This window comes from Myxococcus sp. MxC21-1 (assembly GCF_032612255.1).
Taxonomy (GTDB): Bacteria; Myxococcota; Myxococcia; order Myxococcales; family Myxococcaceae; genus Myxococcus; species Myxococcus virescens.
This window is the reverse complement of record NZ_CP123278.1, coordinates 4,344,263-4,355,001: the sequence shown is the minus strand read 5'-3', so window position 1 is coordinate 4,355,001 and position 10,739 is coordinate 4,344,263. Positions and strand designations below refer to the sequence as shown.

Sequence of the window (10,739 nt, the reverse complement as noted above, 5' to 3'; positions counted from 1 at the left end):
GGTGTCAGCAGGATCTATAGCAGACGGCCCAAGCGCAGCCCGGGCCTTGGAGGTGGGGTAACGCTACCTACTCAAACCGGATAGACACCGTGTTTCTTTTCCGCACGGGGCTGATGCCGCTGGGAGTAGACGCCGTAGCGCTGGGTGAGTTCTTGACGCAGCCGGTCACCCGGGACGATGTCGTCGATGACCAGCTCGCTGGCCAGCTTGTAGATGTCCACGTCCTGCTTGTACTCGTCGCGCAGCTTCTGGACGTAGGCGGGCCGCTCGGCCTCCGGCAGCTCCTGGATCTTGTTGTAGTAGACGGCGTTCACCGCCGCCTCCGGGCCCATGACGGCGATCATCGCTCCGGGCAGCGCGATGGTGGCGTCCGGGGCGAAGCCGGGGCCGCTCATGGCGTAGAGGCCGGCGCCGTAGGCCTTGCGGACCACCACGCAGATGCGCGGCACGCTGGCCTCGGACACGGCGGAGATCATCTTCGCGCCGGCGCGGATGATGCCCGCGCGCTCCACCTTGGTGCCGATCATGAAGCCCGGCACGTCCGCCAGATAGAGCAACGGGATGTTGAAGGCATCACACAGCCAGATGAAGCGGGCCGCCTTGTCCGCGCTGTCCACGAACAGCACGCCGCCCTTGTACTTGGGCTGGTTGGCGACGATGCCCACCGGGCGGCCGTCGATGCGGGCCAGGCCCGTGACGAGCTCCTGGGCGAAGAGCTTCTTCACCTCGAACCAGCTGCCCTCGTCGATGAGCTCGTTGATGAGCTCATGCATGTTGAAGGGCTTGTTCTGGTCGACGGGGACGATCTCCTCCACCTTCTTGCCGCCGGCCTTGGGGGCCTTGGGCTCGGCGCGCGGCGGCGCCTGGGAGAAGTTCTCCGGGAAGTAGCCGATGTACTTCTTCGCCGCCTCGATGGCCTCCTGCTCCGTCTTCACCAGCACGTCGCCGACGCCGGAGATGGAGCAGTGCATCTTCGCGCCCCCCATCTCCTCCAGGGTGACCTTCTCGCCAATGACCATCTCCGCCATGCGCGGGCTGCCCAGGTACATGGAGGCATTGCCTTCCACCATGATGACCAGGTCGCAGAACGCGGGGATGTACGCGCCACCGGCCGCGGACGGGCCGAAGAGCAGGCACACCTGCGGCACGAAGCCGGACATGTGCACCTCGTTGTAGAAGATGCGGCCGGCGCCGCGGCGCCCGGGGAACATCTCCACCTGGTCGGTGATGCGGGCACCGGCGGAGTCCACCAGGTAGAACAGCGGGCAGCGCAGGTCGCGGGCCGTCTCCTGGATGCGGAGGATCTTCTCCACCGTGCGGGCGCCCCAGCTCCCGGCCTTCACCGTGGAGTCGTTGGCCATGATGGCCACGGTGCGCCCGGCCACCTTGCCCACGCCGATGACGACACCATCCGAGGGCAGGTCCGGGTCCAGGTTGTTGGCGAGCTTCGCGTCCTCCACGAAGGAGCCTTCATCCACCAGCAGGCGGATGCGCTCGCGGGCGAAGAGCTTGCCCGCCTCCGCGTTCTTCGCGTGGTACTTCTGCGCGCCACCCTTCTCCACCTGGGCGATCTTCTCCAGCAGTCTCGAGTCTTGGGACATGGCCCGTGGCACATAGCAGAAAGGGCTACGGCTGGCTGCCTTCTCGCTGGGGAACCGGCGCGGCGTGACAGGCAGACGACGCACCGCGCAGAACAGTCCCCGCAGGGGATGCCGCTCCAGGCTCCCCTGCCTACCTTGGTGCTCAACGGGGGCGTGCTCGCGAGGGATGCGCACCCGGCAACCATTGGGCCCAGGAGGGACGCATGTTCGCAGCGAAGAAAGGCAAGTGGATGGCCAAGGGAATCGCCCGGAGCGACCTGTACCGCAAGTGGCTGGCCCATAAGCTCGTCAATGACCTGCCGCGCGTGGCGCGGAACCGCTGGGATGACTTCGAGCCGGATGACGTGCTGCGGCATGTCGGATTGACCACCTACAAGCCGGCGCGCGCGGGCCTGGGCGGCCTGGGCATCTTCCTCCTCGGCGTGGCCGCGGGTGGCGTGGTGGCCCTGCTGCTGGCCCCGAAGACGGGCACCGAGCTGCGGACCACCGTGAAGGACAAGGCCACGGCCTACATGAACAAACAGAACGTCAACCTGGGCCAGGAGCGCACCGCGAACGCCTGACCGGCGCGCGCGCGGCCTTCGCGCCATGTGACGTGAGGCACTTCGGGGACGGGGCACCGGTGAGTACCGGGCCTTCCGTCCCCGATTTCGTCCGTGCGGGCTAGCGGCCCTTGTAGACGGGCGCGCGCTTCTCCGCGAAGGCGCGCAGGCCCTCCAGGCGGTCCTCCGTCTTGAGAATCTCCTCGTACTTGCGCAGCTCCAGCGCCAGCGCATCGTCCAGCTCCAGGCCCGTGCCCTCGTCGATGGCGTGCTTGGCCGTGGCCACGGCGATGGGCGCGTTCTCCACCACCGACTCCGCCAGCCCGTACGCCACGGCCAGCAGGTGGCCCTCTGGCGCCAATCGGTTCGCCGGCCCACGCTGAAGGCCTCGGCGGCGTTGATGCGGCGGGCGGTGAGGATGAGGTCCTTCGCGCGGCCCGGGCCCACCAGGCGCGCCAGGCGCTGCGTGCCTCCGCCGCCGGGGATGATGCCCAGCTTCACCTCGGTGAGCCCCAGCTCCGCGGCCGGGGCGGCCACGCGCAAGTCACACGCGAGCGCCAGCTCCGTGCCACCGCCCAGGGCCGCGCCGTTGATGGCGGCGATGAAGACGCAATCGCTCTTCTCGATCGCGCGGAAGGTGCGGCGCAGCCCGTCCAGGAAGGCGCGGACCTCGTCCTCGGCCATGGTGGCGCGCTCCTTCAGGTCGGCGCCGGCGCAGAAGGCCTTGTCGCCCGCGCCGGTGATGATGACGGCGCGCACGTCACGGCTGGAAGACACGCGGGTCACCAGCTCGCCCAGCTCCTTCAACATGGCGCGGCTGATGGCATTGCGGCGGCTCTCGCCGTCGATGGTCCAGATTTCGATGGGACCGCGTGCGTCGACCTTGAATTCCGGCATGTTCGCTCCCCTTTTCCCGGCCTGGCAGGCGGGCTGCTCTGGGCGGCGGCAGAGTGCGGCCATAAGCCGGGTCTGGCAAGGCGGAAACGGTTAGCATGGGGGACATGGCCACGCCTCTGCGCTCCATCTCGCACCGACTCTCCCGGTGGGCCCCCTGGCTGCCCGCCATCGCCTACGTGGCGCTCCTGCTTCCGCTCGAAGCCTTGGGACGCGGAGGTGGCGGCGAGCACTACTCCCGCCCCTCGTCCGGCAACGGCGGTGGCCGCGGCGGCGGCGACGGGGACGGCGTCGCGCTCTGGGTCGTCTACCAGCTCTTCAGCCTGGTCTTCCGCTACCCCAAGGTCATGCTGCCGCTGCTCTGCATTGGCGGCATCGTGTACTGGCTGTACCGCCGCAACCTGCACCCGGACGCCACCACCCGGAAGGCCCTGGAGCAGCGCGAGGCGTATCAGCGCACCCAGGTGTCCCAGCGCGACGTGCAGGGCTGGGTGAACGCGCTGAAGCTGAAGGACCCCGCCTTCGAGCTGGAGCCGATACTCGACAAGACAAAGTGGCTGTTCGTGGAGCTGCAGCAGGCGTGGTTCCTCCGGGACATGACGCCGGTGCGGCCCTTCCTGTCGGACGCCACCTTCCAGCGCTTCGGCGTGCAACTGGAGCTCATGCGCGCGCAGGGCGTGCGGGACGCCATCACCGACTTCGAGGTGCTGGACCTCCAGCTCATCGGCCTGGACCAGAGCCAGTGGTTCGACAGCATCCACGTCCGTGTCCACGCGCGGATGCGGGACACCGACGTGCCCGTGTCCTTCAGCGACGCGCAGGCCACCGAGGCCGCGCGCAAGGTCCCCAGCGAGGCCTTCACGGAGGTCTGGACCTTCGTGCGCAAGCCGGGGGCGCAGACGCGCATCGGCGCGGACCTGTTCCAGGGCAAGTGCCCCAACTGCGGCGCGCCGTTCAACGGTGGCGCGGCCAACAGCTGCGAGTTCTGCGGCGCGGTGGTGAACTCGGGTAACTACGACTGGACGCTGTCCGAAATCACCCAGGGCATCGAGCACGCGCCGTACCACAAGACGGTGGACGGACTGATGCAGGCACGCGAGTCGGACCCGGCGCTCAACCTGGAGATGCTGGAGGACCGCGCGTCGCTGCTGTTCTGGAAGTGGATTGACGCGCAGAGCCGCGGCGACACGAAGCCGCTGGCCAAGGTGGCCCGGACGGACACCGTGCAACGGCTGGAGACGGAGCTGGAGGGCCTGCGCCGCCAGGGGGTCCGCCGCGTGTTCCTGGAGTGCGCCGTGGGCTCCGCGGACGTGCGCGCGTTCCAGGTGGACCCGCAGGGCCAGGACGTGGCGCACGTGGAGATTCGCTGGAGCGCGCGCATGGGCGTGGGCCCCGCCAGCGAGCGGCCCCGCTCCCTGCCCACCGTGCCCCAGCGCTACATCTTCACGCTGACGCGCAAGCACGGCGCGCAGACGAACACCGCCAACGGCATGTCCACGAACCGGTGCCCGCAATGCAACGCGCCGCTGACGAACAGCGCCGCCACGGACTGCGACTACTGCGGCACACCGCTGGCCACCGGTGAGCGGGACTGGGTGCTCGCGGCGGCGCGCACGTTCGAGGCGTGGAACGCGGACGAGGACGCGCGGTTCCGGGCCCTCCCCCACGCCGGGCCGCGCCGCAACAGCGCATGGGTGACCAGGGCCACACGCCGCGGCCCGAGGACGCGGTGATGGACGTCCAGGAGCGGCAGCGCCTGCTGTACATGATGGCCGCCATCGCCGCCGCCGACGGCGAGGTGACGTCCGCGGAGCGCAAGCTGCTGAAGCTGTGCTCGGAGCGCTGGGGCGTGGTCTGGGACAACGTGGAGCTGGCGCTGAGCATGGGGCCACAGCTCTTCGACCGCCTCGTGGAAAAGGGCAGCCCCGAAGCGGAGGTGTTCCTGCGCAACATCGTGGAGATGGCGCTGGTGGACGGCCGCATCGACCGCAAGGAGCGGCGGATGCTGGTGAGCGCAGCCGCCCACCTCGGGCTTCAGGACCGGCTGGAGTCCATGCTCGACGGACGCTGAGGCGAAGGGACGGGCTCCGGGGCGCGGCGACACGCGCGCGCCCCGGCCGGCAGCCTCACACGCGGCGGGCGCCCGCTTACGCGTCCCGTCTGAGCGCAATCACCCGGCCCGCCTCGTTCGCTGGCGGCGCCTCATCCGTCCTGGCGCCTTGATAGGTGTCGATGACGCCATGGACACGGCCCGTCACCACGCGAAGCGTCTGGGCGGCGGTGGTCGTCTGCTCGACACGCCCCAGCGTCTGCTTCATCATCGCGGACAGCTCATCCACCGCGCTGGAGATCCGCGCCACGCCCGCGGCCTGGCTCGCCACCGCCACTGAAATCTGCTGCACGCCCTCCGTGCTGGTGCGCAGCACGGTGGACAGGCCCCGCAGGCGCTCTCCCGACGCGCGCACCACCTCGAGGTCCCGCGCCATCCGATCCGCCCCCTTCAGGGAGAGCTCCACGACGTGCTGGAGCGACTGGTGCACGGCGTCCAGGATGCCGCTCACCTGCCCCGCCGCCCGGACGGACTGCTGCGCGAGCCGCCGCATCTCCGTGGCCACCACCGCGAAGCCCTTGCCGTGCGCCCCCGCGCGCGCCGCCTCGATGGCCGCGTTCACCGCCACCATGTGGGACTGGTCCGCCAGGTCCTTCACCGCCAGGGTGACGCTCGAGAGCTGCCGCGCCTGGCCGTCCAATCCACGCAGGAGCCCGGCCATCTCCATCACCTGTGCGCGAATGGCCTCCAGGCCCTCCATGCTCTGGCCCAGCATGGCCTCGGCGTCAGCCCCCACGTCCCCCGCCTGGAGCGTGGAGGCAAGGATGGCATCCGCCTGACGAGAGGCCGTGGAAGACGCCCGCTGCATCTCGTTCGTCGCCACCTGCGTGTCCGTGAGCGCCGCGGACTGGCGCGACAGCATCGCGCGCTGGTCATCTGTGCTCGAAACGAGCGAATGGGTCGCCTCCGTCAGCGCCCGCGCCGAGTCCACCAGCGGCTCCACCACGCGCGTGCGAACCTCTCCTTGAGACAGCTCCAGCCAGGCCTGTCGCGCCGCCAGCGCCCGGGCATCCTTCACCGCGCCTCGCCCGCCAATCAGGAGGAACACGTTCTCGAACACCACCCAGCCGATGTGCTCCCATGCGCGCCAGGCACTGGCGGACTCCACGCCGAAGATGGACAGGGGCCAGTACTGGCCGCGAAGCAGGTGGTCCGCCGCCACCAGCGCCGAGTAGAGGAACAGCACCCGCGCGTCCCGGTACATGGCCAGCAGCGCCAGGGACCCGAAGATGTGGAAGTGCGTCTCGATGCGCCCGTCCGTCAGGTGGATGAGCAGCCCGGACACCAACGCCTGCGCCGTGGCGATGACGAACCGCGTGGCCTCCCGGCCCGGCAACGCCCACGCCATGGCCACCGGCAGGCTCGCCAGGAGGCCCCCAGCCCGGCCGCCGCCCAGACGTGCGGATGGACCTGACTGGACGTCCCACTCCACGTGCGGGGGGACAGCGCCAGGGCCACCACCAGCCCGCCAACCCACTGGAGCCCCATCAGCACGGCGAACATCCGGTCCGTGCGGCGGCTCAGCGCCACCTGGTGGGCGTCGAACAGAGATTGCGAACGTCTCGCGAGGACGTCGGCATCGAGCGAGACGTTCATCCGGCACTTCCCGTTGAGGCAGCAGGTGGGGTCAAAACGACCCTGACCCTACCCGCTCACCACCTCGAAACGTAAGTCCGAACAGAATTTTTCAATGATGCCCGGATTTTAGGACTGCCGGGTACTTCCTGACCTCCACACTGAGGAGGACCCGCTCACGTCTGGGCCCGGCGGGCGGCCTTCTTCTCACGCTCGCCCAGCGCGGCCTGGAGGTACTTGCCCGCCAGCTTCCGGCCGATCAGCTCCTGGGCAATCTCCCCGGCCTCCACCAGCCGGTCCAGGTTGATGCCGGTGTCCACGCCCATGCCGTGGAGCATGAAGACGGCGTCCTCGGTGGCCAGGTTCCCTGCTGCTCCCGGGGCGTAGGGACACCCGCCCAGGCCGCCAATGCTGGCGTCGAAGGTCGTCACGCCCGCGGACAGGCCCACCAGCGCGTTCGCCAGCGCGGTGCCGCGCGTGTCGTGCAGGTGCAGCGCCAGCTTCTCCACGGGGATGTGCTTCAGCAGCGCCTCCAGCAGGACCTCCGTCTGGCGCGGCGTGCCGATGCCAATCGTGTCGCCCAGGCTGAGCTGGTAGATGCCCGCGTCCACGAGCTGCCGGCAGATGTCCACCACGCGCTCCACGGGAACGTCGCCCTCATAGGGGCAGCCCCACACAGTGGACAGGTAGCCGCGCACGCGCATGCCCGCCTGAAGCGCGGAGGACGTCACCTCGCGCGCGCCCACCACGGCCTCGGCGATGCTCTTGTTGATGTTCTTCTTCGAGTGCGCCTCGGAGGCGGAGATGAAGACGGCGGCCTCCTCCAGGCCCGCCTCCTTCGCGCGCTCCAGGCCCTTGAGGTTGGGCACCAGCGCGGAGAACACGACGCCGTCGCGACGGCCCACCAGCCGCAGCAGTTCCTCGGCGTCCGCGAGTTGGGGAATCCACTTGGGTGACACGAACGACGTCACCTCGATGCGCTTCTCCCCCGCGGCCACCAGTGCGTGGATGAGGCGCGCCTTGTCCCGCGTGGGCAGCGTGCGCAGCTCGTTCTGCAAGCCGTCCCGGGGACCGACTTCGTAGACGTCGACCTGCTTGGGCAACTGGCCCAGCCAGCCCAACCTCGCCCTGGAGTGTTCCTGCATCTCAGCCATGGCGCCGCTCCGCTCCCACGATCAGGTCGGTTGACTGCGCGTCCAGCGGCCCACCCGCCAGGCCACCGTGCACCCAGACGACGGAAAATCCCGTGCTTTCCAACAGCCGCACCCAATCCGCAAGGGGATAGTAACGAAGGGAATAGGATGCGCGCAGGCATCGACCCTCCGGGGAGGTCAGCGTCCGACGTCCCTCGTCCCGCCCCGTCGAGGCGTCGAAGCAGCTCTCCTCCTCCAGGACGCTTCCATCCGGCAGCGTCTCGCGGAAGGCCGCCCGGGGGGACGCGGCCAGTCGCGCGAACGGCACCGTCTGGAACACCCACCGTCCTCCTGGCCGCAGCACGCGCGCGACCTCGCGGAGGATGTGCATGTGCTCGCCATCCGTGAAGGCAGCCAGCGTCGAGTACCACGCGTAGGCTCCCGCCAGAGACGCCTCGCGAAACGGCAGGGCCCGCAGGTCCCCCTGGATCGCCGGGAAGCCCGGGCGCCGCATGGCCAACGACAGTGCGTCCAACTCCAGGCCGATGACGCGCCCCGCCAGAGGCCCCACCGCGTTCAGCCGCGCCGCGTGGCGGCCATGGCCGCACCCCAGGTCCACCACCGGCGCCGGCCCCGCCACGTCCGCGAAGGCTCGGGCCAGGTAGTCCACCTCACGCGCGGTGACGGCCTCCGACAGGAACGGCAGCGTGCTGCGAAGGTAGAGCTCTCCGAAGAAGCTCATCGCGACGACAGGCCCGCGCGCAGGCGGCGCACGGCTTCGTCCAGCACCGCCTCCGTCTTGCAGAAGGCGAAGCGGGCCAGTCCCTGCCCCAGGTGCCGGTGCGCCGGGCCATAGAAGACGCTGGGCGGAATGGCCGCCACGCCCACCTCGGACACCAGGTGGCGGCAGAAGGCCACGTCATCGGCGAAGCCCTGGCGCGTGATGTCCGCGAGGATGAAGTAGCTGCCCTCCGGGGCGAACGCCGTCAGCCCAGCCTCGCGCAGCCCGGTGAGCAGCCGCTCCCGCTTCGCCGCGTAGGACGCCGTCAGCTCCGTGAAGTACGCGTCCGGCAACCGCAGCGCCTCCGCCATGGCTGCCTGTAGCGGCGCGGCGGTGGCGAAGGTCACGAACTGGTGGGCCCGCTGCACCGCGTTCCGCAGCGGCGGCGGCGCGATGACCCAGCCCACCTTCCAGCCAGTGAGGCTGAATGTCTTCCCGCCGCTGCTCACCGTCACGGTGCGCTCGGCCAGCCCGGGCAGCGTGGCCGGACGCAGGTGGCGGGCGGGCTCGAAGACGAGGTGCTCGTACACCTCGTCGGAGAGGACCTTCACGTCGAACTCGGCGCACAGTTCGGCCAGGAACGTCAGCTCGTCGCGGGTGAACACCTTCCCCGTCGGGTTGTGGGGCGTGTTGAGGATGAGCAACCGGGTGCGCGGGTTGAAGGCGGCGCGGACCTCGTCCCGGTCGAACCACCACTGCGCGTGGTCCGCGTCCGGCGGGCGCAGCGGCACGAAGCGCGCGGTGGCCCCCACGAAGGTGATGTTGGCATCGTAGGAGTCGTAGAAGGGCTCGAAGGCCACCACCTCGTCGCCCGGGTCCACCAGCCCCAGCAGCGTGTCGAGAATGGCCTCGGTGGCGCCGCTCGTCACCGTCACCATGGTGTCCGGATCCACTGCCTGGCCGTAGAAGCGCGCCGAGTGCTCGGCGATGGCCACGCGCAGCTCCCGAGCGCCCGCGCCCATGGCGTACTGGTTGCCCCCGTCGCGGATGGCGCGCTGCGCCGCTTCCTTGATGGCGGCCGGGCCGTCGAAGTCAGGGAACCCCTGCCCCAGGTTCACCGCGCCGTGGCGGGCGGCCAGGGCGCTGAACTCGGAGAAGACGGTGGTGGCGAACCGGGTGACTCGCTGCGCGGCTACGGGCCTGGACATGGGCGTCGGCTCCTCGCGCCGCCAACGTCCGGGCGCTCAGGGCCTGACGATAGCGTCCACCGGCACGGAACGCGCGTCCTTCGCCACTTCACGCTGTCGGGCCGCCCGGGAAACGCCCAGCGCCAGCCCCGTCACCAGCATGACCATGGGCACCGCGCAGAGCAGGTCCGTGGCGTAGTGGAAACGGCCCACCAGCGTGGCCGCGATGAGCCCCAGGCCCGGCAGCAACATCACCCAGAAGACGCGACGGGAGAACCGCCAAGCGTAATACAGCACCAACAGCGTGGCGCCGGTGTGTCCTGACGGGAAGCAATCACGCGCGAACAGCGGCTTGCGCATGAGTGAATCCAGCAACGGCGTCAGCGTGCCCCGCAGTGGCCCATCGAACGCATCGACCAGGAAGTAGCGAGGCCCCACCGCGGGCACCAGCGCATAGGCCGCGTAGTTGAGGAAGAAGAGCAGCCCCAACGCGGTGAGGTACTCGTCGTACTCCGCGCCGCCCGGGCGCCGGTAGAGCACCAGTCCCATCACCAGCGCCCAGACGAAGTGGCCGTAGTAGCAGACCATCAGGATGTCGTTGAGCCAGGCCGGGACGACGCGCGACAGCACCACCGCCGCCTGCATGCCGAAGAGCCGCTGGTCGGCCGCCACCAACTGCGCATCCTTGAGGAAGGGGTTCACCGTGTCCACCACGGGAGCCAGCCAGCCGTGCGTCATCACCGCCGTGGGCAGCAGCCACCAATCCGCGAGGACATGAATCCACTGGTGCCCCGGGAACGACGCGGCCAGCGTCCGGAGGACGAGCGGCCCCACGCCCACCACCGCGAACAATCCCGCGCACCGCAGCGCATCCGGCGCCCACCGGCCCGGCCCCAGCAGGAGCAGCGAAGCCAACGCGCAGGACACGACGATGATGAGGTCCACGGTGGTGAGTTGGACGCGCACCGCCTCACCG

9 protein-coding genes and 1 pseudogene are annotated in these 10,739 nt (G+C 69.8%); 3 read left to right on the top strand and 7 right to left on the bottom strand.

The window, feature by feature from the left end; genetic code table 11:
* Positions 1-71: 71 nt before the first annotated feature.
* Complete coding sequence (locus tag QEG98_RS19770; protein ID WP_090492600.1) at positions 72-1,601, bottom strand: acyl-CoA carboxylase subunit beta; 1,530 nt, start codon at positions 1,599-1,601, stop codon at positions 72-74.
* A 203-nt stretch (positions 1,602-1,804) separates the two neighbouring features.
* Between QEG98_RS19770 and QEG98_RS19765 the strand changes: the two genes are divergently transcribed.
* On the top strand, positions 1,805-2,164 hold the full coding sequence (locus tag QEG98_RS19765) for a YtxH domain-containing protein (protein ID WP_316567711.1): 360 nt from the start codon (positions 1,805-1,807) through the stop codon (positions 2,162-2,164).
* Between the two features lie 100 nt (positions 2,165-2,264).
* Here the strand turns inward: QEG98_RS19765 and QEG98_RS19760 are convergent.
* Positions 2,265-3,040, bottom strand: a pseudogene (locus tag QEG98_RS19760) (enoyl-CoA hydratase-related protein).
* Between the two features lie 104 nt (positions 3,041-3,144).
* Between QEG98_RS19760 and QEG98_RS19755 the strand changes: the two are divergent.
* Both QEG98_RS19755 and QEG98_RS19750 read left to right on the top strand, forming a co-directional pair.
* Positions 3,145-4,770: a TIM44-like domain-containing protein gene (locus tag QEG98_RS19755; RefSeq protein ID WP_316567710.1), complete on the top strand. Its 1,626-nt coding sequence runs from the start codon at positions 3,145-3,147 to the stop codon at positions 4,768-4,770.
* Complete coding sequence (locus tag QEG98_RS19750; protein ID WP_316567709.1) at positions 4,728-5,108, top strand: hypothetical protein; 381 nt, start codon at positions 4,728-4,730, stop codon at positions 5,106-5,108. Before QEG98_RS19755 ends, QEG98_RS19750 begins: the two co-directional genes overlap by 43 nt.
* 76 nt (positions 5,109-5,184) lie before the next feature.
* On the opposite strand, the gene QEG98_RS19745 is transcribed toward QEG98_RS19750, so the two are convergent.
* The 5 genes from QEG98_RS19745 to QEG98_RS19725 all read right to left on the bottom strand — a co-directional run bounded on the left by QEG98_RS19745 (position 5,185) and on the right by QEG98_RS19725 (position 10,729).
* On the bottom strand, positions 5,185-6,579 hold the full coding sequence (locus tag QEG98_RS19745) for a methyl-accepting chemotaxis protein (protein ID WP_316567708.1): 1,395 nt from the start codon (positions 6,577-6,579) through the stop codon (positions 5,185-5,187).
* 319 nt (positions 6,580-6,898) lie between these two features.
* Positions 6,899-7,876 carry a hydroxymethylglutaryl-CoA lyase gene (locus QEG98_RS19740; RefSeq protein WP_316567707.1) on the bottom strand — a complete coding sequence of 326 codons (978 nt, stop codon included), beginning with the start codon at positions 7,874-7,876 and terminating at the stop codon, positions 6,899-6,901.
* The gene (locus QEG98_RS19735) at positions 7,869-8,597 is read right to left on the bottom strand and encodes a class I SAM-dependent methyltransferase (RefSeq protein WP_316567706.1); all 729 of its coding nucleotides are present in this window, start codon (positions 8,595-8,597) and stop codon (positions 7,869-7,871) included. The genes QEG98_RS19740 and QEG98_RS19735 overlap by 8 nt, the downstream gene beginning before the upstream one ends.
* Complete coding sequence (locus QEG98_RS19730; RefSeq protein WP_316567705.1) at positions 8,594-9,784, bottom strand: aminotransferase class I/II-fold pyridoxal phosphate-dependent enzyme; 1,191 nt, start codon at positions 9,782-9,784, stop codon at positions 8,594-8,596. Before QEG98_RS19730 ends, QEG98_RS19735 begins: the two co-directional genes overlap by 4 nt.
* A gap of 36 nt (positions 9,785-9,820) precedes the next feature.
* The gene (locus QEG98_RS19725; protein ID WP_410478076.1) at positions 9,821-10,729 is read right to left on the bottom strand and encodes a phosphatase PAP2 family protein; all 909 of its coding nucleotides are present in this window, start codon (positions 10,727-10,729) and stop codon (positions 9,821-9,823) included.
* Between the last annotated feature and the right edge of the window lie 10 nt (positions 10,730-10,739).

Coding starts and splice junctions, on each gene's coding strand:
- QEG98_RS19770 (WP_090492600.1), bottom strand. CDS start 1,601: ATGTCCCAAGACTCGAGACTGCTGGAGAAGATCGCCCAGGTGGAGAAG.
- QEG98_RS19765 (WP_316567711.1), top strand. CDS start 1,805: ATGTTCGCAGCGAAGAAAGGCAAGTGGATGGCCAAGGGAATCGCCCGG.
- QEG98_RS19755 (WP_316567710.1), top strand. CDS start 3,145: ATGGCCACGCCTCTGCGCTCCATCTCGCACCGACTCTCCCGGTGGGCC.
- QEG98_RS19750 (WP_316567709.1), top strand. CDS start 4,728: ATGGGTGACCAGGGCCACACGCCGCGGCCCGAGGACGCGGTGATGGAC.
- QEG98_RS19740 (WP_316567707.1), bottom strand. CDS start 7,876: ATGGCTGAGATGCAGGAACACTCCAGGGCGAGGTTGGGCTGGCTGGGC.
- QEG98_RS19735 (WP_316567706.1), bottom strand. CDS start 8,597: ATGAGCTTCTTCGGAGAGCTCTACCTTCGCAGCACGCTGCCGTTCCTG.
- QEG98_RS19730 (WP_316567705.1), bottom strand. CDS start 9,784: ATGTCCAGGCCCGTAGCCGCGCAGCGAGTCACCCGGTTCGCCACCACC.